22 protein-coding genes are annotated in these 24,765 nt (G+C 70.0%); 14 read left to right on the forward strand and 8 right to left on the reverse strand.

Features of this window, described 5'->3' with window-relative positions; all coding sequences use genetic code 11:
• Positions 1-143 precede the first annotated feature (143 nt).
• Positions 144-1,577, forward strand: coding sequence for an adenylosuccinate lyase (purB, locus tag KBO27_RS01370; protein ID WP_210968172.1), 1,434 nt, complete (start codon positions 144-146; stop codon positions 1,575-1,577).
• Positions 1,578-1,727: 150 nt separating this feature from the next.
• Here purB and KBO27_RS01375 read toward each other — a convergent pair whose 3' ends face one another.
• A complete protein-coding gene (locus KBO27_RS01375; RefSeq protein ID WP_210968173.1) occupies positions 1,728-2,375 on the reverse strand; it encodes a TenA family protein in 648 nt (215 codons plus the stop codon).
• Between the two features lie 72 nt (positions 2,376-2,447).
• On the opposite strand from KBO27_RS01375, the gene KBO27_RS01380 reads away from it, so the two are divergent.
• Both KBO27_RS01380 and KBO27_RS01385 read left to right on the forward strand, forming a co-directional pair.
• Complete coding sequence (locus tag KBO27_RS01380) at positions 2,448-3,338, forward strand: phosphoribosylaminoimidazolesuccinocarboxamide synthase (RefSeq protein ID WP_210968174.1); 891 nt, start codon at positions 2,448-2,450, stop codon at positions 3,336-3,338.
• 223 nt (positions 3,339-3,561) lie between these two features.
• Complete coding sequence (locus KBO27_RS01385; protein WP_210968175.1) at positions 3,562-4,305, forward strand: DUF2334 domain-containing protein; 744 nt, start codon at positions 3,562-3,564, stop codon at positions 4,303-4,305.
• Between the two features lie 6 nt (positions 4,306-4,311).
• Here the strand turns inward: KBO27_RS01385 and KBO27_RS01390 are convergent, their stop codons facing one another.
• Both KBO27_RS01390 and KBO27_RS01395 read right to left on the reverse strand, forming a co-directional pair.
• On the reverse strand, positions 4,312-4,947 hold the full coding sequence (locus tag KBO27_RS01390; RefSeq protein WP_132671960.1) for an MBL fold metallo-hydrolase: 636 nt from the start codon (positions 4,945-4,947) through the stop codon (positions 4,312-4,314).
• A 105-nt stretch (positions 4,948-5,052) separates the two neighbouring features.
• Complete coding sequence (locus KBO27_RS01395) at positions 5,053-5,460, reverse strand: hypothetical protein (protein ID WP_210968176.1); 408 nt, start codon at positions 5,458-5,460, stop codon at positions 5,053-5,055.
• Positions 5,461-5,693: 233 nt separating this feature from the next.
• Between KBO27_RS01395 and purS the strand changes: the two genes are divergently transcribed.
• The 3 genes from purS (at position 5,694) to purL (ending at position 9,044) form a co-directional block, all read left to right on the forward strand.
• The gene (gene purS, locus KBO27_RS01400; RefSeq protein ID WP_132680445.1) at positions 5,694-5,933 is read left to right on the forward strand and encodes a phosphoribosylformylglycinamidine synthase subunit PurS; all 240 of its coding nucleotides are present in this window, start codon (positions 5,694-5,696) and stop codon (positions 5,931-5,933) included.
• Positions 5,934-6,066: 133 nt separating this feature from the next.
• Positions 6,067-6,738 carry a phosphoribosylformylglycinamidine synthase subunit PurQ gene (purQ, locus tag KBO27_RS01405; RefSeq protein WP_210968177.1) on the forward strand — a complete coding sequence of 224 codons (672 nt, stop codon included), beginning with the start codon at positions 6,067-6,069 and terminating at the stop codon, positions 6,736-6,738.
• Positions 6,739-6,773: 35 nt separating this feature from the next.
• Positions 6,774-9,044 carry a phosphoribosylformylglycinamidine synthase subunit PurL gene (gene purL / locus KBO27_RS01410; RefSeq protein ID WP_210968607.1) on the forward strand — a complete coding sequence of 757 codons (2,271 nt, stop codon included), beginning with the start codon at positions 6,774-6,776 and terminating at the stop codon, positions 9,042-9,044.
• A 6-nt stretch (positions 9,045-9,050) separates the two neighbouring features.
• On the opposite strand, the gene KBO27_RS01415 is transcribed toward purL, so the two are convergent.
• Complete coding sequence (locus tag KBO27_RS01415) at positions 9,051-10,034, reverse strand: pentapeptide repeat-containing protein (protein ID WP_210968178.1); 984 nt, start codon at positions 10,032-10,034, stop codon at positions 9,051-9,053.
• Positions 10,035-10,176: 142 nt separating this feature from the next.
• Entirely contained in the window at positions 10,177-10,959 is a 783-nt protein-coding gene (locus KBO27_RS01420; protein ID WP_372448808.1) for a lysozyme, read from the reverse strand.
• Positions 10,960-11,377: 418 nt separating this feature from the next.
• Between KBO27_RS01420 and KBO27_RS01425 the strand changes: the two genes are divergently transcribed.
• A complete protein-coding gene (locus KBO27_RS01425) occupies positions 11,378-13,543 on the forward strand; it encodes a putative bifunctional diguanylate cyclase/phosphodiesterase (RefSeq protein WP_210968180.1) in 2,166 nt (721 codons plus the stop codon).
• Here the strand turns inward: KBO27_RS01425 and KBO27_RS01430 are convergent.
• Positions 13,519-15,396: a glycoside hydrolase family 15 protein gene (locus KBO27_RS01430; RefSeq protein WP_210968181.1), complete on the reverse strand. Its 1,878-nt coding sequence runs from the start codon at positions 15,394-15,396 to the stop codon at positions 13,519-13,521. The two genes, KBO27_RS01425 and KBO27_RS01430, sit on opposite strands and share 25 nt — an antisense overlap.
• 110 nt (positions 15,397-15,506) lie before the next feature.
• The gene (locus KBO27_RS01435) at positions 15,507-16,082 is read right to left on the reverse strand and encodes a type VII secretion system-associated protein (protein WP_210968182.1); all 576 of its coding nucleotides are present in this window, start codon (positions 16,080-16,082) and stop codon (positions 15,507-15,509) included.
• 184 nt (positions 16,083-16,266) lie between these two features.
• On the opposite strand from KBO27_RS01435, the gene KBO27_RS01440 reads away from it, so the two are divergent.
• The 6 genes from KBO27_RS01440 to purM all read left to right on the forward strand — a co-directional run bounded on the left by KBO27_RS01440 (position 16,267) and on the right by purM (position 22,681).
• Positions 16,267-16,683, forward strand: coding sequence for a PRC-barrel domain-containing protein (locus KBO27_RS01440; RefSeq protein ID WP_210968183.1), 417 nt, complete (start codon positions 16,267-16,269; stop codon positions 16,681-16,683).
• Positions 16,684-16,972: 289 nt separating this feature from the next.
• A complete protein-coding gene (locus KBO27_RS01445; RefSeq protein WP_210968184.1) occupies positions 16,973-18,145 on the forward strand; it encodes a S8 family peptidase in 1,173 nt (390 codons plus the stop codon).
• Between the two features lie 269 nt (positions 18,146-18,414).
• A complete protein-coding gene (locus tag KBO27_RS01450; protein ID WP_132671950.1) occupies positions 18,415-19,203 on the forward strand; it encodes a helix-turn-helix domain-containing protein in 789 nt (262 codons plus the stop codon).
• A 167-nt stretch (positions 19,204-19,370) separates the two neighbouring features.
• Positions 19,371-19,760, forward strand: a complete 390-nt coding sequence (locus KBO27_RS01455) for a sterol carrier family protein (protein WP_210968185.1) — start codon at positions 19,371-19,373, stop codon at positions 19,758-19,760.
• A 163-nt stretch (positions 19,761-19,923) separates the two neighbouring features.
• Positions 19,924-21,486 (forward strand): amidophosphoribosyltransferase, encoded by a 1,563-nt coding sequence (purF, locus tag KBO27_RS01460; protein ID WP_132680614.1) that lies wholly within the window; start codon positions 19,924-19,926, stop codon positions 21,484-21,486.
• Positions 21,487-21,568: 82 nt separating this feature from the next.
• Positions 21,569-22,681, forward strand: coding sequence for a phosphoribosylformylglycinamidine cyclo-ligase (gene purM, locus KBO27_RS01465; protein ID WP_210968186.1), 1,113 nt, complete (start codon positions 21,569-21,571; stop codon positions 22,679-22,681).
• Positions 22,682-23,350: 669 nt separating this feature from the next.
• Here the strand turns inward: purM and KBO27_RS01470 are convergent.
• Positions 23,351-23,539, reverse strand: coding sequence for a DUF3073 domain-containing protein (locus KBO27_RS01470; RefSeq protein ID WP_093419982.1), 189 nt, complete (start codon positions 23,537-23,539; stop codon positions 23,351-23,353).
• A gap of 246 nt (positions 23,540-23,785) precedes the next feature.
• Between KBO27_RS01470 and KBO27_RS01475 the strand changes: the two genes are divergently transcribed.
• Positions 23,786-24,664: a DUF8083 family protein gene (locus tag KBO27_RS01475; RefSeq protein ID WP_210968187.1), complete on the forward strand. Its 879-nt coding sequence runs from the start codon at positions 23,786-23,788 to the stop codon at positions 24,662-24,664.
• The last annotated feature ends 101 nt before the right edge of the window (positions 24,665-24,765 follow it).

Consider the following 24,765-nt stretch of genomic DNA (forward strand, 5'->3'; position numbering starts at 1 on the left):
GCGGCTTCGTGGCGAGCACGCCGCGACGCCGCGTATTCACATACTCAAGGAGTGGCGCGCGGAGACCACGGAGCCGCTCAGGTTCCCCCACCCGCACCGCCACGCAAAACGACCACGGAGAACGCGCTGGTTATCCTGGGCGGGTGACGGACAAGCCCAGCATTCCGAATGTTCTCGCCGGTCGCTACGCCTCTCCGGAGCTGGTCGAGCTGTGGTCGCCGCAGCACAAGATCGTTCTCGAGCGGCGCCTCTGGCTGGCCGTGCTGCGCGCCCAGGCCGACCTCGGCATCGAGGTGCCGGAACAGGCCGTGGCCGACTACGAGCGGGTGCTGGAGCAGGTCGACCTCGACTCCATCGCCGCGCGCGAGCGCGTGACGAGGCACGACGTGAAGGCCCGGATCGAGGAGTTCAACGCCCTCGCCGGTCACGAGCAGATCCACAAGGGCATGACCTCGCGGGATCTGACCGAGAACGTCGAGCAGCTGCAGGTCCGCCGCAGCCTGGAGCACGTCCGCGACCGCACGGTCGCCGTGCTCGCCCGGCTGGCCGCGCTCGCGGGGCAGAACTCCGAGCTGGTCATGGCCGGTCGTTCGCACAACGTCGCCGCGCAGGCGACCACGCTGGGCAAGCGCTTCGCCACGGCCGCCGACGAGCTGCTGGTGGCCTTCCGCCGCCTCGAAGAGCTCCTCGACCGCTACCCGCTGCGCGGCATCAAGGGCCCGGTCGGCACCGCTCAAGACATGCTCGACCTGCTCGGCGGCGACACCGACAAGCTCACCGAGCTGGAGCGCCGCGTCGCCGGTCACCTCGGCTTCGCCAGCACGCTCACCAGCGTCGGCCAGGTCTACCCGCGGTCGCTGGACTTCGAGGTGCTGAGCCTGCTCTCGCAGCTGGCCGCCGCGCCCTCCAGCGTCGCCAAGACGATCCGGTTGATGGCCGGGCACGAGCTGGTCACCGAGGGCTTCAAGCCCGGCCAGGTCGGCTCCAGCGCCATGCCGCACAAGATGAACACCCGCTCCTGCGAGCGCGTCAACGGTCTCGCGGTGATCGTGCGCGGGTACGTCTCGATGAGCGCGGAACTGGCCGGTGACCAGTGGAACGAGGGCGACGTGTCGTGCTCGGTGGTCCGCCGGGTGGCGCTGCCGGACGCGTTCTTCGCCTTCGACGGCCTGCTGGAGACGTTCCTGACGGTGCTCGACGAGTTCGGCGCGTTCCCGGCCGTCGTGGCCCGCGAGCTCGACCGCTACTTGCCGTTCCTGGCCACCACCAAGGTGCTCATGGGCGCGGTGCGCGCGGGAGTGGGCCGGGAGGTCGCGCACGAGGCGATCAAGGAGAACGCCGTCGCGGTCGCCCTGGACATGCGCGAGCAGGGCGCCGAGCGCAACGACCTCCTCGACCGGCTCGCCGCCGACGAGCGGCTGCCGCTCGACCGCGAGCAGCTGGAAGCCCTGCTGGCCGACAAGCTGGCCTTCACCGGCGCGGCGTCGTCCCAGGTCAGCGACGTCGTCGCCGCAGTGGAGAAGGTCGCGACCCAGTACCCCCAGGCCGCGGCCTACTCCCCGAGCGACATCCTCTGACCCCACCCCTCACCAGCTCCGACCCTCCCGACCCGTCGGCGAGCTCCGGATTTCAGTGGAAATCAGGTCCCGGACTTCAGTGGAAACCCGTGCGCGGATTTCCACTGAAGTCCGAAACCCGGCCGGTGACGAGCGGATCTCCAGCGACCCTCAGTCCCAGTGGGCGTTGAAGAAGTCGATCTCGCACCGGGTGGCCTGCTGGAAGAGGCGCAGGCAGCGGGCGCGCTCGCGTTCGTCGAGGTCGGCGCCGACGCGGTCGAGCTCGGAGCGCAGCCAGCTCACCCACTCCTGGAAGTCGGGGTTGGCGTGCAGCTCGATCCACTCGGCGTGGACGAAGTTGTCCGGCTTCGCCGGTGCGCGCACCGCCCACTCCAGGTAGGTCCACTCGGCGACGGTGAGCACCGTCAGGATCTCGGCGTAGCCGCCGTTGTCGCGGGTGTCGCGCATCAGGTCGCGGAACGCCACGGTCGCCGGGTCCAGCTCCGGGTTGACCCGGTCGGACTCACCGATGCCCAGCGCGTCGAAGGAGCGCTGGAAGTAGGTGTTCTCCTCGCTGGTGACGACCGCGATGCTGCCCGCCAGCGCGAGCCGCGAGGAGTACCGGTCGGCCCGGGCGACGGCGGCGCCGAGCAGCGCCAGGAAGTCGTCCACGAACTGGTAGTCCTGCACCAGGTAGGAGCTCATGTACTCGTCGGGCATCGACCCGTCGAACAACGCGTCGGTGAACGGGTGCTCCACGACCTGGGTCCAGTCGGGTTCGCTGCGACCGCGCAGCCAGTCGGTGAAATTCTCGGTCACGATCTCCTCCTCCTGATCCCCTCAATCCCACCACGTGCGAGCCGCCAACCTGCGGTGGGAGACAATCGCGTCGTGGTTGCACTCGCCGATTACCCCCAGATCGCGGCAGGCAAGGTTCGCCAGCTGCACGCCGTTGACGACGAACACCTGCTGCTGGTCGCCTCGGACCGCATCTCGGCCTACGACCACGTGCTGGACACGCCGATCCCGGACAAGGGCGCCGTGCTCACCGCGATGAGCGTGTTCTGGTTCGAGCTGCTGGCCGACGAGCTGCCCAACCACCTGGTGGCCTACGACGACCCGCGCATCCCCGCCGAGGTTCGCGGCCGCGCGCTGCTGGTCAAGCGGCTGAGCATGGTGCAGGTCGAGTGCGTGGCCCGCGGCTACCTGACCGGTTCCGGGCTGATCGACTACCAGCGCACGGGTTCGGTGTGCGGCGTGGCGCTGCCGGACGGGCTGGTCGAGTCGTCGCGCCTGCCGGAGCCGATCTTCACCCCGGCGACCAAGGCCGAGCTCGGCGAGCACGACGAGAACGTGAGCTTCGAGGCCGTCGCCGCGAAGGAGGGCGCCGAGCTCGCCGCCGAGCTGCGCGACCTGACGCTGCGCGTCTACGCCCGCGCGGCGGAGCACGCGCGCGAGCGCGGCGTGATCCTGGCGGACACGAAGTTCGAGTTCGGCCGCAACGCCGCCGGTGAGCTGGTGCTCGGCGACGAGGTGCTCACCCCGGACTCGTCCCGCTACTGGCCGGTCGACGGCTACGAGGCGGGCAAGGTGCAGCCGTCCTTCGACAAGCAGTTCGTCCGCAACTGGCTGACCTCGGAGGAGTCCGGCTGGGACCGTCACTCCGACACCCCTCCGCCCGCGCTGCCGGACCACATCGTCGAGGCGACCCGGGCCCGCTACGTCGAGGCGTACGAGCGCATCACGGGCCGCTCCTTCGCGGACTGGCTCCAGGGCTCCTGACCGCGGTCTTTCGAATTTCGCGCGAAATTCGAGTCCGGAAGTTCGGGGTCGAATTTCGCGCGAAATTCGAATGCTTCACCCGGTAGCGGGATTGGGCGGCGTGTCGCGGGGTGGACCTGGCCTGCGCGTTTGATGGTTGCGGGGTGGAGGTTCGCCGGATTTGCGCCGGGGGGACACCTGGCTTTCAGGTAACGGTCACCCGCGCCAGGCCGAATGGGTGTTTGTGAGCACGCCGCTCGTGGTGTCGTTGTCGGGGCTGGAGCACCGGTCGCTGGACAGCTGCGCGGATTTCGCCGCGGAGCTGGACCGCCGGAACGTCCCGCTGTCCTTGTTGATCTCTCCGAGCCCGACCGATCTCGACTCCCGCGACCGCAGGTCGCCGCTGCTCGGCTGGGTGGCCGATCGGCTCCAGCACCGGGACACGGTGAGCCTGCACGGCTTCGCCCGCACCTCACCCGGTCTGCGCTCGCGGCTCGCACCCGCGGCGCGGCTCCCCGCGCACGAAGCGGGTTTGCGGCTGGTGGCGGCTTCGGCGGTGCTGGAGCAGGCCGGGCTGCGCACGCACACGTTCATCCCGCCGCGCTGGCTGGCCTCGCCGGGCACGGTCCTGGCCGCGCAGCGGCGCGGCTTCGCGGTGTGCGCGGACGCCATGGGCGTGCGCGACCTCAGCACCGGCAGCGTGCTGCGGTCCCGCATCCGGATCCTGGGCCCGGGCGAGGTCGCGGAGCCGTGGTGGTGCCGGGCGCTGGTGCTGGGCGCCGGTCGCGCGGCTCGCCGGGGACGCGCCGTCCGCCTCGCGCTGGAGGCGCAGACGCTGGCGAAACCGGCGGTGCGGCACGCGATCCTGGACGCGGTGGACCTGGCGCTGCACCACGGCGCCGAGCCGGTCACCTACGCGTCGTTCGCCACGGTCCGCTCGGAGCTGGACCGGATCCCGAAGCCGCGAATCCCGCACGAGGCCTGGTGACCGGGCCTAGACCTCCGTCGCCGAGGCCCGGGGCAGCACGTCGACGGTGGTCTCCGAGGGGCTGAGCTCTTCGAACCTGCGGTAGTGCATCGCGGGCATCGCCAGGACCGCTTCGTGGATCGGAACGGCGGCGCGCGGCGCGACGGCGCGGAGGAAGTCCACGGCCTCGGAGAGCTTGAGCCAGGGCGCGCCGGTCGGCAGGCCCAGCACGTCGACCCGCTGCTCGGGGACGTGGAACGCGTCGCCGGGGTGGTAGAAGGCGCCGTCGTCGACGAGGTAGCCGATGTTGTCGATGTTCGGGATGTCCGGGTGGATCACGGCGTGCTGCCCACCGACGATGTCGATCGAGGATCCGCCCAGCTCAAGGGCGTCGCCGGGTCGAGCCGTGGTGGCGGTGAGCCCCTTCTCGGCGACGGCGGGAGCGCTGCCCGGGTCGACGACCAGCCGGGCGTCCGGGTTGGCGGCCAGCAGTCCCGGGAGCCGGTCGAAGTCGAGGTGGTCGGGGTGCTGGTGGGTGATCAGCACGGCGTCGAGGTCGCGCAGGTCCTCGAAGTCGGTCGAGAACGAGCCCGGGTCGAGCAGCAGCCTGGCCGAACCGGTCTCCAGCAGCACGCACGCATGTCCGAAGTGGGTGATGTGCACGCGAGTCCTCCTCAGCGGCGGGCGAAATCCGCGCCCCACTCTGCCACCACCCGCGCGAGGGCGAAGACCGGCGGACCCCCGAGCCCCGCCGGTCCTCGCCTCCTGTCACCGGACGGTGATGGTGACGCCCGGAACGGAGCCGCCACCCACGCGCGCGTGCACGACGTACTGGCCCGGCGGGACGTCGCCGATGGTGGCGACCGCGTCGGCGCTGCCGCCGGAGTCGCGGACCACGTGGGCGACGCCCTCGTCAGCGCCCATCGGGTGCTCGGAGTCGCGGACGAACGAACCGGAGGAGATCCAGCTCAGCGCCTCCGACCCGTGGTCGAGGTGGATCTTCAGCTGCTCACCCGGGCGCACCACGGTGTGGTCGACGGTCAGTCCGCCCTGTGCGGTGACCGCGGCCGGCGCGGTGCCGGGGGTGGCTGGAACGGCGGTGGCGATGGGCGCGGCGGCGGTCAGCGCGAGGCCGGCGAGTGCGGCCCCGGCGAGCGCGGTCTTCAAGCTGCGCATCGTGAAATCCCCTCAGTGCGAGCGATGTCGTTGATGTCCTGAAGACGTCCAACCCGCGAACAGGTTCAGACAACTACCGGTTTTCGTGATGCGGGACACAGTCGATGGGTGAGCTGCGACGCACGTCAGACCCCTGCTCGGAGGGGTGAACGCCCAGCTCAGTTACGCTGCGCACGTACTGCTGGCCATCCGCCGGTACCGGCGGATCTGCACGGAAACCGGGAGCAGCACCCGTGGCCCGAGTCGTTGTCGACGTCATGCCGAAGCAGGAGATCCTCGACCCGCAGGGACAGGCGGTGGCCAACGCGCTGCCCCGTCTCGGGTTCGACGGCATCACCGAAGTCCGCCAGGGAAAGCGGTTCGAGCTGGAGGTCGCCGACGACGTCGACGACGCCACGCTCGCCAACATCGCTGAAACGTTGCTGGCCAACCCCGTCATCGAGGACTTCGTCGTGCGCCGGGCGGAAGCATGATCAGCATGTGGCCAACTTCAGCCCTGGTCAACCGCACCTCAGGGGAACGTGACGCGAGCCGGCCACAAGAAACCGCGGGACGCGAGATTCGGCTGGACGCAACCACCAGTGTGAATCGCGGAGAGGCGGACTAGTGAAGATCGGCATCATCACCTTCCCCGGCACGCTGGACGACGTCGACGCCGCGCGGGCGGTCCGCCGCGCCGGTGGCGAGGCCGTCGCCCTCTGGCACGCCGACCACGACCTCAAGGGCGTCGACGCCGTGGTCGTGCCCGGTGGCTTCTCCTACGGCGACTACCTGCGCTGCGGCGCGATCGCCAAGTTCGCGCCGGTGATGACCGAGGTCATCATCGCCGCGGGCAAGGGAATGCCGGTGCTGGGCGTGTGCAACGGCTTCCAGATCTTGTGCGAGTCCGGGCTGCTGCCCGGCGTGCTGACCCGCAACGCGGGCCTGCACTACGTGTGCCGCGACCAGTGGCTGAAGGTGGAGAACAACTCCAGCGCCTGGACCACGCGCTACGACGCCGGCGCCGAGCTGCTCGTCCCGATCAAGCACGGCGAGGGCAACTACGTGGCCGACGAGGCCGTGCTCGACCAGCTCGAAGGCGAAGGTCGCGTGCTGTTCCGCTACGCCGGTGAGAACCCGAACGGGTCGCGGCGCGACATCGCGGGCATCACCGACGCGCGCGGGCGGATCGCGGGCATGATGCCGCACCCCGAGCACGCGATCGACCCGCTGACCGGGCCCACCGACGACGGCCTCGGCATGTTCCTGTCCGTTCTGGATTCTTTGGTGGCAGCGTGACCGACACGATCGACACGGCCGGTGGACCCGGCCACATCGACTCCGTCGACCGGGCGAAGACCTCTCCGGACGTCGACCAGCCGTTCCGCGAGCTGGGCCTGAAGGACGACGAGTACCAGCGGATCCGCGAGATCCTCGGCCGCCGTCCCACCGAGGCCGAGCTGGCGATGTACTCGGTGATGTGGAGCGAGCACTGCTCCTACAAGTCCTCGAAGGTCCACCTCAAGTACTTCGGCGAGACCACCACCGACGAGATGCGCGCCAAGATGCTCGCCGGCATCGGCGAGAACGCCGGTGTGGTCGACATCGGCGACGGCTGGGCGGTCACCTTCAAGCTGGAGAGCCACAACCACCCGTCCTACGTCGAGCCCTACCAGGGCGCGGCCACGGGTGTGGGCGGCATCGTCCGCGACATCATGGCGATGGGCGCCCGCCCGGTCGCCGTCGCCGACCCGCTGCGCTTCGGCCCCGCCGACGCCCCGGACACCAAGCGCGTCCTGCCGGGCATCGTCGCCGGAGTCGGCGGCTACGGGAACTGCCTGGGTCTGCCCAACATCGGCGGCGAGGTCGTCTTCGACGAGTCCTACGCCGGGAACCCGCTGGTCAACGCCATGTGCGTCGGCGTGATGAAGACCGAGGACCTGCACCTCGCGCACGCCTCCGGCAAGGGCAACAAGATCATCCTGTTCGGCGCGCGCACCGGCCTCGACGGCATCGGCGGCGTGTCCGTGCTGGCCTCGGAGACCTTCGACGGCGACGAGAGCGGGGGCGGCCGCAAGAAGCTGCCCAGCGTGCAGGTCGGCGACCCGTTCGCCGAGAAGGTGCTCATCGAGTGCTGCCTGGACCTGTACCACTCCGGCCTGATCGTGGGCATCCAGGACCTCGGCGGCGCCGGGCTGTCCTGCGCGACCTCCGAGCTGGCCGCGGCCGGTGACGGCGGCATGCGCGTCGACCTGGACCAGGTCCCGCTGCGCGCCGCCGGCATGAACGCCGCGGAGATCCTCTCCAGCGAGTCCCAGGAGCGCATGTGCGCCGTCGTGGATCCGTCCAAGGTGGACGAGTTCATGAAGGTCTGCCAGAAGTGGGACGTCACGGCCAACGTCATCGGTGAGGTCACCGACGGCGAGAACCTCGAGATTTACTGGCAGGACGAGCTCGTCGTCGACGTGCCGCCGCGGACCGTGGCCCACCACGGCCCGGTCTACCAGCGTCCCGTCGAGCGGCCGGGCGAGCAGGACCTCATCGCCGCCGACAACGCCAACACCCTGGCCCGTCCGTCCACTCCGGACGAGCTGCGGGAGACCATCCTGACGATGGCCGCCTCGCCGAACCTGTGCTCGCGCGCGTGGGTCACCGACCAGTACGACCGCTACGTGCGGGGCAACACCGTGCTGGCCCAGCCGTCCGACGGCGGCGTGCTGCGCATCGACGAGGAGACCGGTCGCGGCATCGCGATCGCCACCGACTGCAACGCCCGCTACACCCGGCTCGACCCGTACACGGGCGCGCAGCTGGCGCTGGCCGAGGCGTACCGCAACGTGGCCACCACCGGTGCCACGCCGATGGCCGTCACCAACTGCCTGAACTTCGGTTCGCCGGAGGACCCGGGCGTGATGTGGCAGTTCCAGCAGGCGGTGCGCGGCCTGGCCGACGCCTGCGCCGAGCTGGGCATCCCGGTCACCGGCGGCAACGTCAGCTTCTACAACCAGACCGGTCAGCAGGCGATCCTGCCGACTCCGGTCGTCGGCGTGCTCGGCACGATCGACGACGTCACCCGCCGCATCCCCACCGGCATCGGTGGCGAGGAGGGCGAGACGCTGATCCTGCTCGGCGAGACGCGCGAGGAGTTCGGCGGTTCGGAGTGGGCCCGCGTGGCGCACGACCACCTCGGCGGCACGCCGCCGAAGGTCGACCTGGCCCGCGAGAAGCTGCTGGCCGAGATCCTGCTCGCGGGTTCCCGCGACGGCATGATCTCCGCCGCGCACGACCTCTCCGAGGGCGGTCTGGCGCAGGCGCTGGTCGAGACGGCGCTGGTCGGCGAGTGCGGTGCCCGCGTGGTGCTGCCGGAGGGCGCGGACCCGTTCGTCCAGCTGTTCTCCGAGTCGGCCGGTCGCGTCCTCGTCGCGGTCCCGCGTTCCGAGGAGCTGCGCTTCACCGACATGTGCACCGCCCGCGGCCTGCCGTGGGCCAAGGTCGGCGTCGCCGACGCGGGCTCGAACTCCCTGGACATCCAGGACGTCACCGAGATCCCGCTGCCGGAGCTCCGCGAGGCGTGGGAAGGAACCCTGCCGAAGCTGTTCGGCTGAGTCCGCTCACTCAGGAGCCCCGACCGCGATGGTCGGGGCTCCTGTCGTTCCGGTCAGGTCCGGGGTCTGCTCGAAGACGACGCCGTCGAAGTCCGACCGCCCTTCGAACGTCGAACCGGCCAGCGTCACCTCGTCGGCGAAGGTGCTGTCGGAGAACTTCACGGGCCCGTGGAACGTGCTGCGCCGGCAGCGCATCGGCCCGCCGAAGTGCACGCCGCTGAACCAGGCGCGGCGGTGGAACACCGCGTCGTCGCAGCGGAACCTGCCGCTGAGCCTGCCGGTGCCGAAGGCGCTGCCGGTGAAGTAGACGTCGCCGTGGAAGACGCTGCGGCTGAGGTTGTTGCTGCTGAACAGGTGCGCGTAGCGCAGCAGGACGGTGCCGACCTTGCGGTCGGAGAGCTCGAAGTACTCCAGCGTCGCCCCGGTCAGATCGAGGTCGAAGGCGGGTTCGTCGGCGTCGTCCGCACCGGGCAGCAGCTCGGTGATCAGGCGCTGCGCGGTCAGCCGCACCTGCAGCTGGCGCTCGGCGTCGTCGGACTCCTCAGGCGTCCAGCGCTGCGACGACGAGTAGCGCGGGTGCTGGAAGGGGCGTCGCAGGTAGGAGCAGAGCACGTCGAGGACGGTCTGGGTGTAGTCGCGGTTGCTGCGAGCCAGGCCGGCCAGCGCGTGCAGCGCGCCCACCCTGACCTGGTCGGTCTCGTGCCCCAGCAGCTCGACCGCGCGGGCGAAGCGCTCGTCGGCGACGCGGTCGCGGTCCAGTTCGGTGCGGCGGCTCTCCAGGCTCTGCCGCTGCTCCTCGATGCGCCGCCGCCGATCGTTGAGCCACAGCGCGTACAGCGCGACCACCGATCCGGCCGCGAGCCCTCCGGTCCGCAAGGCGTCCGCCCCGGTGATCCGCGGGTCGAACACCAGCAGCCCGGCGCTCACGCCGCACAGCACGAGGATCGCCAACGAGATCGTCAGAACCAACCCGACCTTGCGTTCACCCATGCCGGTGATTGTCCACGAAGACGATCACCGGCACGGTGCCCTTCCGCGCCGGGAGGGACGGATTACTCCAGTTTTCCGTTCCCTGATTACGGCGGTAATCCGTCCCCTGAGAACGGTCGTGATCCGGTTTCCGGCGGCCGGGTCAGCCGTGGGCGAGGGCTTGGAGGCCGGAGAGGGGGCCGTTGAAGGTGTTCTGGTCGAGGGGGTCCGAGGTGTGCTGCCAGAAGGTCCACAGCAGCCAGCCGCGGGGGAGTTCGCCGGGGCTGTCGGCGTAGCGGGCGATCCACAGCGGGTTGGTGGTGCCGAAGGTGCCGGAGACGCACTGGTTCCACCAGTTCGTGCTCGTGTAGATGACCGGGTAGCGGCCGGTGCGCGCGTGGTACGTATCGCTGAAGTCCTTGATCCACGCGGTGAGCGCGTCGCCGCTCATGTCGTAGCAGACCTGGCCGTACGGGTTGTACTCCACGTCGAGCGCGCCGGGCAGCGTCCGGCCGTCGGCCGACCAGCCGCCGCCGTTGTCGACGAAGTAGTTCGCCTGTGCGGCTCCGCTGGAGGCGTTGGGGATCGCGAAGTGGTAGGCGCCCCGGATCATGCCGACGTCGTAGGACCCGTTGTACTGCTGCGCGAAGTACGGGTTGGTGTAGCTGTGGGACTCGGTCGCCTTGACGTAGGCGAACCGCTTGCCCTGCCCGTACCAGGACGCCCAGTCCACGTTGCCCTGGTAGCTGGCGACGTCCATGCCCGGCACGGTTGCCAGCGGGTCGAGGTTCAGCTCCGGCAGCGGGTCGAGGGGCTCGAACTTGCGGATCTGCGATCCCAGCGTCGCGTTGTCCTCGTCGGTGGGACTCGCCTGAGCCGGGGCGGTGAGCACCGAGCACGCCAGTGCGACCATCATGACCAGGGCTGAGCGACCGCGTGCAGTCATCGTGGCCTCGCATTCACGGGGAGTCGTGGAGCATGTCGAGCGGCTACGCATCGTGCCCCGAAAGTGTGGCGAACGCTTTCCGAAAGCTGAAGATGTTGTGTTAGCTTTTGACCGGATCGGCTCAATCCGTACAGCTGCGGGGCACCCGAACAGGGGTTTTGGCGAAGAATTGCCAGCGCAACCTCTAGGGGTGGGTTGAGCGTCTAATAGTGGGGGGTTCGAACTCCGTCGCCGTTCATCGATGAACTGATCGCGGACGGTTGCGGTATTTGTCTCTCGGCCACGCGGATGGCCGCCCGACACAGGTGTCGCGACTGCTCCGGGTGCCGTACATGATGTTCGACCGCCAGGCTCAACCGGTCGTATGCTCCGACGAGATACGGCCCAGGCTAGGACGACGAGTGGAGGGCGCCCAGGCATGACTGGCTGGACCGCGCCGGTGCCCAGCGCTCACGAGGTGGCCGCCAAGGTGAACCGAACGGACCGACGACGCTTCGCCGCGGTCTGGGCGCAGGCGCTGATGGGAACCAGCTACGTGCCGATGACCAGCGCCGAGGTCGAAGGCCGTCTGCACGGCTACACCGACCGCCTGGTCGACGCGCTGGTCGGTGAACCCTTCGACGCCTCGCCCGCCCGCGCGGTGGGCGCCGACCTGATCGGTGTGCACTTCACCAGCTCCGAGTCGCTGGCGCGCACCGTCGAGCTCATCGGTGACGAGATGCTCGACGTGCTGCGGCTCGGCGACGACCCGGTGTGGCGCAAGCGCGTCGCCGCGCTGCAGGCCGCGCTGTGCTCCGGGTTCGTGCAGGCCGCGCGCAAGCGCACGCTCGACGAGCAGGAGGCCATCCGGCAGGCCGTGCTCGACGCGCGCGACGCCGTCGAGCTGGCCCTGCGCACCAGCGAGGCCCGCTTCCGGGCGATCTTCTCCGAAGCCGCCATCGGCATCGGCATCGCCGACATCGAGGGCCGGATCCTGGAGGTCAACGCGTCGCTGGCGCGCATCCTGGGCCGCTCCGCCGACGACATCCGCCGGATGCACGTCCCGGACATGGTGCACCCCGCCGACTCGGAGCGGATCTGGCGGCTCTACGAGGAGCTGATGCGCGGCGAGCGCGAGCAGTTCCGCGTGGAGAAGCAGTTCTCCCGGCCCAGCGGCAAGACGGTGTGGACCGAGCTGTTCGTGTCGCTGATCCGCGACGACGACGGCAAACCGCTCTACCAGGTCGCCCTGATCGAGGACGTCACCGACCGCCGCGAGCTGCAGGAACGGCTCCGCTACCAGGCGATGCACGATCCGCTGACGACGTTGCCGAACCGGGCGCTGTTCCTCGACCGGCTGGAGTCGATCCTCAAGCGCCACGATCCCGACGACCGGATCGCGCTGTGCTACATGGACCTCGACGGCTTCAAGGTCATCAACGACAGCCTCGGCCACCACGTCGGCGACGAACTGCTGGTGACCGTCGCCGAGCGGCTCGCCGCGGCGGTGCAAGGCGACGACCGGCTGGTCGCGCGGATGGGCGGGGACGAGTTCGTCATCCTGCTGCAGAACTCCAACGGAACCGAGCAGGCGGTCGAGATCGCCGAGCAGGTGCTGTCGGCTATCGACGAGCCGATCCGCATCGACGGCCACGAGCTGACCGTCTCGGCCAGCGTCGGCATCGTCGAGCGCAACGTCGACGGGCAGACCGCCGCCGAGCTGATGCGCGACGCCGACGTGACGCTGTACTGGGCGAAGTCCGACGGCAAGGGCCGCTGGGCGCAGTTCGACCCGGAGCGCAACGCCAACGAGGTCGCCCGGCTGCGGCTGGCCGCCTCGATGCCCGCGGCCCTGGAGCGCGACGAGTTCTACGTGGACTACCAGCCGCTGATCGGGCTGCGGGACAGCTCGGTGGTCGGGGTAGAGGCGCTGGTGCGCTGGGCGCATCCGGACCTCGGCAGGCTGGGGCCGGACAAGTTCATCGGGCTCGCCGAGGAGACCGGGCTGATCGTCCCGCTCGGCCGGTGGGTGCTGCACAAGGCGTGCGAGCAGGCCAAGCGGTGGCAGGACCGGTTCGGCGATTCGGCGCCGTTCGTCAGCGTCAACCTCGCGGTCCGGCAGTCGCGCGACCCGAACCTGGTCCGCGACGTCGCCGAGATCCTGGAGGACACGGGACTCGCGCCGCACCGGCTCCAGCTGGAGCTGACCGAGAGCACGATCATGTCCACCGCCGACGAGCCGCTGGACAAGCTGCGCGCGCTGTCGCGGATGGGCGTGCGCATCGCCATCGACGACTTCGGCACCGGCTACTCCAACCTCGCCTACCTGCGGCACCTCCCGGTGCACGAGCTCAAGATCGCCGGCTCGTTCATGGAGGGCCTGCGCGACGCCGAACGCGCCGATCCGGTCGACGCCCGCATCGTCGGCACCCTCGTCGACCTCGCCCACACGCTCGGCCTCACGGTCACCGCCGAGGGAGTGGAGACCCAGGCCCAGGCCCGACGGATGGCCGAGATCGGCTGCGAGACCGGGCAGGGCTACCTCTGGGCCAAACCGGGCGATCCCCAGACGGTCACCGACTACATCTTCTCCCACCTGGACTGAGCGGGTGCCGCCGTCCCGTTGCGGCGGGACTTCTGCTCCCGAGTGCGGCCGCCGTAGAGGACCGACGCCGAGTTGACCAGCGCGAGGTGGCTGAACGCCTGCGGGAAGTTGCCGGTGAAGCAACCGCTCTCGGCGTCGAACTCCTCGGAGTAGAGGCCGACGTCGTTGGCCATCTCGACGAGTTCGGCGAACATCCGCTCCGCCTCGTCGCGCCGACCGCAGTAGACCATCGCGTCGACCATCCAGAACGAGCAGGCCAGGAACGAACCCTCCCGCCCGCTCAGGCCGTCGACCTCGCTCGGCTCGTCGGTGGTGGTGTAGCGGTCGACGAGCACCCCGTGCTGGAGCTCGCGCCGGATCGCCTCGACGGTGCTGCGCATCCGCTCGTCGTCGCCGGAGAGGAAGCCGACCGCGGGCAGCAGCAGGACCGAGGCGTCCAGCGAGGTTCCGCCGTAGAACTGGGTGAACGCGCGGATCTCGGGGTTCCACGCGCGCCGCAGCACCTCCTCGCGAACCTCGTCGCGCAGCTCCCGCCAGTGCTCGACCGGTCCCGGCAGCCCGTCCTCCTCGGCTCCGCGCACCGCGCGGTCGAAGGCGACCCACACCATCACCTGCGAGTGCGTGAAGTGCCGGTCCGGCCCGCGCACCTCCCACAGCCCGCGATCGGGTTCCCGCCAGATCCGCTCCAGGTGGGCGAGCATGCCGCGCTGCACCGCCCACGAGTCCTCGCTCTCCACCAGCCCGCGTTCGCGAGCCAGGTGCAGCGCGTCCATCACCTCGCCGTAGACGTCCAGCTGCCGCTGCCGGTAGGCGGCGTTGCCGACCCGGACGGGGCTGGAGTCCCGGTACCCGCGCAGCCAGTCCGCTTCCCACTCGATCAGGTGTCGCTCGCCGCCGACGCCGTACATGATCTGCAGGTCGGCGGGGTCACCGGCGACGGAGCGGACCAGCCAGCGCCGCCACGCCTCGGCTTCGGAGGTGCAGCCGAGGTCGTCGAGGGCGAGCAGCACCAGCGTGGCGTCGCGGAGCCAGCAGTAGCGGTAGTCCCAATTGCGGTTGCCGGGAACGGCTTCCGGCAGCGAGGTGGTGGGGGCGGCGACGATGCCCCCGGTCGGCGCGTAGATCAGCGCCTTGAGCGTGGCCAGCGAGCGGCGCACGGCCTTCGGGTAGGGCCCGTCGTAGACGATCTTGGCGGACCAGTCCCGCCAGAACCCCTCGCACTCCCGCAGTTCCTGCTCCGGGTCCATCGGCGCGGGCAGCTCGTCGGGGTCCGACGACCACTGCAACACCCAGGACATGCGCTGACCGGCGGAGATCGTCCCGGTGTGGCGGTGGGCGCGTTCGCCGTCGACCCGGGTGGGCAGCTCCTCGCCGCGCAGCACGACGGTGTGCGGACCGGCGATGCCCAGGACGTACTCGTCGAGCACCGGCTCGGTCTCGTTGACCCGCCGCACCCACGGCACCGAATCGCCGTAGTCGAAGCGCAGCACCCAGTCGAGCTGGAAGCCGACCTCGCCGGACACGCCCTCGACGATCCGCACCACGCACGGCTCGTCGTGCTGGTTCACCTCGTGCGGCGGCATGAAGTCGATCAGCTGCAGCACGCCGGAGTCGGTGCGGAACTCGGTTTCCAGCACCAAGGAGTTCTCCCGGTACCGGCGGCGGACTTCGCGCACCGGCTCGGTCGGGGCGATCGACCAGCGGCCCTCACCGCCGAGCAGCCGCGCGAAGCAGGCGGGCGCGTCGAAGCGCGGCAGGCACAACCAGTCGAGAGAACCGTCCTTGCCGACGAGCGCGGCCGTGCGCAGGTCGGACAGCAGCGCGTAGTCCTCGATCAGTCCCGGTCCGGTCACCCCGCCGACCCTAGGTTCGACGCGAGCGACCGGCCATCCGTCGATCGTGGTTCGAGGGCAACCGGTTGCTCAGGTTCCCCGGCCCGAACCGCGAAGCGAGGCGGGTCGCCTCATTCGCCCTGGTCCTCGGCGAACTGGATGAGGACGCCGTTGGGGATCACGGCCTGGACGGCTTCGTGCAGGTTCAGGCCGAGGTCGTAGCCGCCGAGGACGTCGGGCAGCCAGGAGCCGGGAACCGTGCGGTAGCCCGGCCAGTCCTCCGGAACCCGCGAGGCCGAGGTGCAGGCCGGGACCAGCGTGGTGCCGTCGGACATCTCGGCGGTGTAGACGTTGCGGTCGTCGGCCGACGGCGCGTAGAGCATCACCTCGCCGTCCAGCACGGCCTGCGGCAGGTCGTCCTCCGGGCGCTCGCCGTCGGCGATCTCGTCGAGCACGCGCTCCAGGTCGTTGCTCGGCTCCGGCCGGTGCAGCATCAGGTCCGAGGGGACGTACTGCTCGTTGAACTGGAACTCCTCGTCGATCACGCCGTTCTCATCGATCCGGTAAGCACCGACGACGCCCTCCGGCGGCATGTCGCCCTCGTCGTCCTGGGCGTAGCCCGGGTCGGCGATGTACAGCCAGGTGTTCGGGTTCTCCTTGGCGTGCGCCCGCATCTCGTCGGTGATCGGCGGCGTGGGTTCGGTCATGAGGTTCGAGGCTCCGTTAGCTCGGCTGGACAAGAACACGCCCCGCGACTGCCGAGCGTTCCCGTTGAAGGGTCCCATTCTTCGCCCGGCGTGGTCCGAAGAGGTCAGTCCGCCGTTTTGAGGTGCCGCCCCGCGCGACGAAGGGGGAGACTTGGTTCCCGGGCTTTGCGGGGAGGGGTGCTCGATGATCGGTCAGCGGGAAGCGTTGCGCATGTTCGGGTGCGAGGTCTTCGATCCGGCGGGGCAGCGCATCGGCATCGTGGGACAGCTGTTCATCGACGACGACACCGAACAACCCGCGTGGATCACGGTCCAAACCGGTCTGTTCGGCACGAACGAGAGCTTCGTGCCGCTCGACGGCGCCGCTTTCGACGGCGACACGGTCACCGTCTCGGTCGGCAAGGAGGCGGTCCGCCAGGCGCCGCGGGTCGATCTGGACAAGGGCGACCTGCCGCTGGCGACCGAACGGGCGCTGTACCGCTACTACGGGATGACCTACGGCGTGGATCCGGAGTCGGCCGACGGCGATTCCGAGCAGTCCGACGAGTACGTCGAGGAGGTCCGGCTGCGGTTGCGGCGCTGGGTAGCCGCCACCCGCTAGAGCGTCCGCACCCTCCGTTATATTGAGTACGCAGTGTTACCACTACTTGCGGGTAACAACTGGGAAATCCGGCGATCGCCGGGCCGTTCAGCCCCTTGCGCTTTCGAGGGTTTCAGCTGCTCATTCCCGGTAAGTCTGGTCCGATTGGGAACGCGTTAACCCCAACGTCCGATTGTTTGGCGCAAAATCGCCAACGTCGCCCATACGAGTGCACTCGCTGGTTACGTTCCGCTCTGAAACACCTCCGCTCGGCCCCACCCGAGCGGAACCGTTTGAAGGAGGGGAACGCATGAGGAAGCTGCTCTTCGGCACCGGGGCAGGGGTTGCCGCGGCGGCGCTCGTGTTCGCCGGAGCTCCCGCCGGCGCACAGCCGCAGGACGAACTCGCCCCGCTGACCCTGCACCCGCAGGCTCAGTCCAGGGACACAGCGGACGTCTACATCGTCAACCTCAAGGACGGCATCGCCCCGCAGGGCGTCGCCGAGGAACTGGGCGTCCAGGCCCGGCACACCTACACCAAGTCGATCAACGGCTTCTCGGCCAAGCTCAACCCCGAGCAGCTGGAGAAGGTCCGGGCCAACGACAAGGTCCAGAACATCTCGCAGAGCTACCGCATGGCGGTCGAGCCCAACGTCAAGCCGGCGGCCGTCGGCTCGTGGGGCTTGGACCGCATCGACCAGCCGGCCCTGCCGCTGGACGACAGCTACACCCCCACCGGCAAGGGTGAGGGCGTGACCGCCTACATCATCGACACCGGCATCGCGCCCGACCACCCCGACTTCGGCGGTCGCGCCTCGGTCGGCTTCGACGCCACCGGTGGCGACGGCATCGACAAGCAGGGCCACGGCACGCACGTCGCCGGCACCATCGGCTCCAACACCTACGGTGTCGCCCCGGCCGCCAAGCTCGTCGGCGTCCGCGTCCTGGACGACCAGGGCCAGGGCACCACCGAGTCCGTCGTCGGCGGCATCGACTGGGTCGCCCAGAACCACGACGAGAACTCCGTCGCCAACATGTCGCTGGGTGGTCCGAAGGACCCGGCCCTCGACGAGGCGGCCACCAACCTGGTCAACAGCGGCGTGTTCCTCGCCGTCGCCGCCGGCAACGAGTCGCAGGACGCCGAGCAGGTGTCCCCGGCCAGCGCCGAGGGCGTGTTCACCACGGCCGCGTCGGACAACACCGACACCTCCGCCGAGTTCACCAACTTCGGCGCCACCGTCGAGGGCTACGCCCCCGGCGTGGACATCGTCTCCACCGTTCCCGGTGGCAGCACCGAGGCGATGAGCGGCACCTCGATGGCCAGCCCGCACGTGGCCGGCGTCGGCGCGCTGTTCCTGGGCGCCAACCCGGGCACCGCTCCGGCCGACGTCATCAAGGGCCTGCAGGGCCAGGCGTCCGCGGGTGTCGTCCAGGGAGCCCCGCAGGGCACCCTCGCCGACCTCCTGCAGATCGGCGACCTGTGATCGCCTGACGCGATAGAGCGCCGTCGCGGGCCCTTCCTGAGCGCTTCAGGGAGGGCCCGCGCTGCGTGAAGGCGCTGCTTTCGGGGGTATCGGGGCTCCGCTGATCGGGCGTAAACACGTTCGTCGCCCATCTTGTCCGGCGAAAGTCGGTTCCGGCGGTTGTTCCCGGTGGATACGTTGCCAACAACAGGGGGAGCTCAGTGTCCATTGCGGTGCCCGTGCCTGATCGCAGGCGGGCGTCGCCGGGGCACATCGAGGAGGGATGTGCCGTGTTACCCGGATACACCGAGGAACTGACCAAGGCACCGACCGGGGTCGCCGAGCCGGGCGCACCGGAACAGCTCAGCCAGCGGGCCGTGCAGGCGCAGGTCGCATCGGTCACCCGAGCGGCTCGTGCGCAGGCGGGCAGCGGCGGAGTGCTGCAGGTCGTGCACGGGGCCAAGCGGGTCGGCTGGGCTGCTTACGAGCTGCAGGCCAGCGCCACGCACCTGGTGCAGGGCGTCGCCAAGCCGCCCTACGCGCAGACCGGCACGCTGGACTCGCTGGAATCGCGCAAGCTCGCCGAAGGCGTGCGCTACCAGGTGCTCTACGACCGCTCCGCGCTCGCTCGTCCGCCGCAGCTGGACATCACGACCAAGCTCGTCGCGCTGGGCGAGCAGGCGCGGGTGATCCACGTGGCGCCCACCAAGCTGATCATGGTGGACAACGAGATCGCGCTGCTGCCGCTGACCGTCACCGAGACCTCGGTGGAGAGCGCGGTCGTGGTGCGCAGCTCGGCGATGCTGGCGGCGATCGCCCGCATCTTCGAGGACCTGTGGCGCTACGCGGCGCCGTTCACGGCCAACCAGGACCTCGACGGCAACGAGCTGCGGCCCACCGAGGAGGAGCGGTGGATCCTGTCGCTGCTGGCCTCGGGCGCCACTGATGACACCATCGGCCGGCTGATGGGCTTCAGCGCTCGCACCGCGCACCGCAGGGTGCGCGAGCTGATCTCGCGGCTCGGCGTCGAGACGCGGTTCCAGGCCGGTATGCAGGCGGTCAAGCTCGGCTGGCTGTGAACCGATCTGGCGGGTGAATCGATCAGGCGTCTCGGCACCGGTTCTGCACATCTGAGCACCGGCACCGAGGCGCACGATCGGGCGATCCTGGCCCGAACCGTCCATGATCGATCTCTGTTCTGCCCGGTCAGTTCGGGCCGGAACCGCCCCGCACTAGACTCCGCGCCATGCCGAAGCGCGGTGCGGTGGACCCCGGGGAGATGCGCGAGGCGGTCACCGCCGTGCGCGAGTGGCTCGACGACGCCGAACGCCGTCCGACCAGGCCCGAGATGGCCAAGGCCGTGCGGCTGAGCCTGCGGACGCTGGAGCAGATCGCGCCCGGCAACAGCGTCGAGGTGCGCGTCCCGCCGTTCGCGGCCGTGCAGTGCGTCGAAGGGCCCAGGCACACCCGCGGCACCCCGCCGAACGTCGTCGAGACCGATCCGCGCACCTGGCTGCTGCTCGCGACCGGGCGCCTGACCTGGGCGGAGGCCGTCGAAGGCGGCCTGCTGACCGCTTCGGGCTCGCGCTCCGACGTCTCCCAGTGGCTCCCGATCGTGCGCGTGGAGCAGGGCTGAGGGCTTCGGGCCTGCTACGTGTTGTGATGAGATGGCCGACACGCTTCGGGTGGGGTTCGCCCAGGTTTCCCGCGCCTTACACTGAGGTGTAACTCCGGCTCCGTCATCCAGGGAGTTCTCGGTGGTCACCGACCGTCCGGCTAGTGCCAGCACGACAACGGACCTGCCCTTTCCGACCTTCGACACCTCCGCCGACGCGTTAGAGCGGGACATCCCCCGCGAGGAATGCGGCGTGTTCGGCGTCTGGGCCCCTGGCGAAGAAGTCGCCAAGCTCTCGTTCTACGGGCTCTACGCCCTCCAGCACCGAGGCCAGGAAGCCGCCGGCATCGCCGTCGGCGACGGCTCTCAGGTGGTCGTCTACAAGGATCTGGGCTTGGTCAGCCAGGTGTTCACCGAGCAGACGCTCGCTTCGCTGCACGGTCACGTCGCGGTCGGGCACTGCCGGTACTCCACCACCGGTGGAGGTTCGTGGGAGAACGCGCAGCCGACCTTCCGCACCACCGGTGCGGGCAGCGGCCTCGCTCTCGGCCACAACGGCAACCTCGTCAACACCGCCGAGCTGCTGGAACGCGCGCGCGACTTCGGCAAGGTCGACGGCGGCAACCTGTCGTCGCCCGCCAACGGCTGCGAACGCGCCACCAGCGACTCCGACCTGGTCACGGGCATGCTCGCGGCGAAGGCCGCGGACATCGGACTGGAGCAGGCCGCGATGGAGCTGTTCCCGACCGTTTCGGGCGCGTTCTCGATGGTCTTCTGCGACGAGGACACCCTCTACGCGGTCCGCGACCCGCAGGGCGTGCGCCCGCTGGTGCTCGGTCGCCTCGAACGCGGCTGGGTCGTGGCCAGCGAGACCGCCGCGCTGGACATCGTCGGCGCGTCGTTCGTCCGCGAGGTCGAGCCCGGTGAGCTGCTGGCCATCGACGCCGACGGGCTGCGCTCGCAGTCCTTCGCCAACCCCAAGCCCAAGGGCTGCGTGTTCGAGTACGTCTACCTGGCGCGCCCGGACACCACGATCTCCGGCCGCACGGTGCACGGCACCCGCGTGGAGATCGGCCGCAAGCTGGCCAAGGAGCACCCGGTCGACGCCGACCTGGTCATCCCGGTCCCGGAGTCGGGCACCCCGGCCGCGGTCGGCTACGCCCAGGCGTCCGGCATCCCCTACGGCAACGGCCTGGTGAAGAACTCCTACGTGGGCCGGACCTTCATCCAGCCCTCGCAGACGATCCGCCAGCTGGGCATCCGGCTCAAGCTCAACCCGCTGCGCGAGGTCATCCGCGGCAAGCGGCTGGTCGTGGTCGACGACTCCATCGTGCGCGGCAACACCCAGCGCGCGCTGGTGCGGATGCTGCGCGAGGCCGGAGCCGTCGAGGTGCACGTGCGGATCGCCTCGCCGCCGGTGAAGTGGCCGTGCTTCTACGGCATCGACTTCGCCTCCCGCGCTGAACTGGTCGCCAACGGCCTCGACGACGACGGGGTGCGGCGCTCGATCGGCGCCGACAGCCTCGGCTACGTCTCGCTCGACGGCCTGATCGCCGCCACCGAGCAGCCCCGCAACCGGTTGTGCGCGGCGTGCTTCGACGGCGAGTACCCGATCCCGCTGCCGGACGACGCGCGGATCGGCAAGTACCTGCTGGAAGGACTCGGCAACGAGCGCGGCGTGGCCGGACCCGCCGAGCCCGTGCTGCCCAGCGGTTACGGGGCGGAAGACGCGCTGCAACGTCCTTGACCTCACCGTCGCCGCGTAGCGTTGGCCGTGCCAGGATTGCGCGTCCGGCGAATCGCAAATCGCACTAGATGTGGAGCCAGTCGTGTCCGAAGACCTGATCGCAGGGTCTGCCCAATCCGAAACCCCGAAGGCCACCTACGCCGCGGCGGGAGTGAGCATCGAGGCCGGTGACGAGGCGGTGGAGAAGATCCGCCCCTGGGCGGAGCGCGCGACCCGGCCGGAGGTGCTCGGTTCCCTCGGTGGGTTCGCGGGCCTGTTCCAGCTCAAGCTCGACCGCTGGAAGGAGCCGGTGCTGGCGTCCTCCACCGATGGCGTGGGCACGAAGCTGGCCGTGGCGCAGGCCGTGGACAAGCACGACACGGTCGGCATCGACCTGGTCGCCATGGTCGTCGACGACCTGGTGGTCGCCGGTGCCGAGCCGCTGTTCCTGCAGGACTACATCGCCGTCGGCCAGGTCGTCCCGGACCGGATCGCGGACCTGGTCAAGGGCATCTCCGAGGGCTGCGTGCAGGCCGGTTGCGCGCTGCTGGGCGGCGAGACCGCCGAGCACCCGGGGATGATGGCACCCGGCGAGTACGACATCTCCGCCACCGGCGTGGGCGTCGTGGAGGCCGACGGGATGCTGGGGCCGGACAAGGTCCGCCCCGGTGACGTGGTCATCGCGATGGGTTCGTCCGGTCTGCACTCCAACGGCTACTCGCTGGCCCGGCACGTGCTGCTGGAGCTGGCGCGGATGCCGCTGGAAGGCCACGTGGAGGAGTTCGGCCGCACTCTCGGCGAGGAGATGCTGGAGCCGACCCGGATCTACGCCAAGGACTGCCTGGCGCTGGCCGCCGAGGCGGAGGTCCGGACGTTCGCGCACGTCACCGGCGGTGGTCTCGCGGAGAACCTGGCGCGGGTCATCCCGCCGGGCCTGACCGCGACGCTGGACCGCGGCACCTGGACGCCCGCGCCGGTGTTCCGGATGATCGCCCAGCGCGGCCGGGTCGAGGCCGAGGAGATGGAGCGCACCTTCAACATGGGCATCGGCATGGTCGCCGTGGTCACGGCGGAGGACGTCGACCGCGCCCTGGCCGTGCTCACCGCCCGCCACGTGCCCGCCTGGGTCCTCGGCGAGGTCGCCAAGCAGCCCGCGGTCGAGGGCGCCGGAGAGGACGACCGAGTCGTCCTCCGAGGCAACCACCCCCGCTTCTGACACCACGCGAAAAAGCCGCAGCCCCACCAGGGAGCTGCGGCTTTTCGCATACGCACAAAAGAAAACCCCCGTCAGGCAAGCGCCGAAGGTGCTTTCTCCTTCACCACCTGAGCAGCTTGCACCGCCGGGGGTTCTGAGCGGCTTCGTGGCGAGCACGCCGCGACGATGTGTAGTGGCATACATGAGGAGTGGCGCGCGGAGTCCACGGAGCCGCTCAGGTTCCCCCACCCGCACCGCTGAGCAAGGTGATGTACCCAAAGTTGACGCCGGGTCGTGCGGGCCGCCTCTCGGCGGGTGGCACTGATGGGCTCCAGCCGAACGGTATTCCCAGCAGGCGATAGTTGGAGCCCGGGGGCACGCGCACGACGCCGGCACCCGGTACAACGAGCGGACCCCGCCGAGGATTCCCGGGATGGTGACGATCACCCGTTGGAGGGTCCGCACGCGCGCAGCACGAGGGGCGGTGCGGGAGTTGATCCCCGCACCGCCCCTGCGTCCTGCTGTGTCCAGTCCCGTTTCCGGGTGTTTCTCAGACGTGAGTGGCGCCGCCGGTCGTGACCGGCGGCGCCATCCACGTCGTTGTTCCTCTTGTGGGTCCTGCGAGCTAAGCGACGCACTCCGCCGTCGAACGGACAGCGTTCACACCGCCGTTCTCACCGGAGGAGTGCGTCAACGTCGACCGTAGTCGTAGTCGTCGTACCCGTCGTCGTGCGAGTCATCGCGGTCTTCGCTGGACCACTCGCCGGACTCCGAGGTCGACAGCTCTCGCTGCAACGCCTCTATGTCCATGGACGGGGAACTGTACTTAAGCTCGCGGGCCACCTTCGTCTGCTTGGCCTTAGCCCGGCCGCGCCCCATGGCTCGACCCCCTCGCACAGGGTGTGCGGGGCGGACAGGGGAAAGCCGGCCCCGCATGATCTCGACAACTTTTCCTGTAACTACCGTACCGTGTCGAGGCGGTTCAACGCGACGTGGTGCCAGGAGTTGGCCGCCGTGTCTTGGGTGACGTCGCCCTCGCCCGATTCGATCAACGGATCGGCGCGGCTCGCGGAGGGCCGTGAGTCGCGCGAACCGGCTCGTCGGGGGCATGACACCATGCTCGCTGTGCCAGAGCCGTTCGTCGCCTATCTGAGGGTTTACGAGCCCCTGTCGTCGTTCGAATCACCGCTGCGCGAGGAAGTCGACGCCGCGGTGGAGCGCGGGTCCGTGGATCCGTTCGACGCGGGGCTGTGGGAGCAGCACCTGTGGCTGCGCAGCCAGCTCGCCGCGCCTCCTAGGTTGCTGCCGGGCGAGAACGCCGACGGCGAGGTCCAAGGCGTCGGCGGTGTCCTCGTGCTGGACCCCGAGGACGTGCCCACCGCTCCGGCCGCCACGGTCGGCCCGGGACCGCTGGTGTGCCCGCTGGACGTGCACGGGCGCGCTGCGGCGGCCCTGGTGGGGTTCCTGGGCGACGCGGAGATCCCGTTGCGGACGGCGGCTCTGCCGGAGTCGGTGGACAAGGCCCGCACCCGCGCCGGCGCGGTGGTCAGCGAGCTCTCCGGCGGCGCCGTGCACGTGCTGTCGTCGACCTGGACCGTTCCGCTGCCGTGGTTCGTCGTGGTGGATCCGACCGAGCGCTGCGTGTTCAGCGAACCTGATCGCCGCCGCGTCTGCTGGCGGGTCGCGATGGCCGACGCCCGCCGCCGGGTGGCTCGCGCGCACTCGGTGTCGAAGCAGTCGATCGGCGACGACGGTCCGACCCGGATCCTCAAGGAGACCGGGCGCTGGCTGGAGCGCTTCCACCCGCACAGCGCCGTCGAGCTCGACTACGGCGGCCTCGTCCAGCTGATGAGCCAGTCGGACCTCGACGCCGACACCTCGGCCGAGGACGTCCACGCCATCGTCGACGCCATGGAGGCCGACGACGCGGAAGAGGTCGCCACCCGCTACGAGCAGCTCCGGGACTTCTGGTCCGAGTTCGCCGCCCGCGAACACCACAACTGATCCCCGCTCGACCAGTGCTCCCGAGGTCACCCCGCGCGCGTGCTCGTCCCGATTTCAGTGGAGATCCGGGTTCGGACTTCCACTGAAATCGGGTACGCGCG

This window comes from Saccharopolyspora endophytica (assembly GCF_018070075.1).
Classification (GTDB): domain Bacteria; phylum Actinomycetota; class Actinomycetes; order Mycobacteriales; family Pseudonocardiaceae; genus Saccharopolyspora; species Saccharopolyspora endophytica.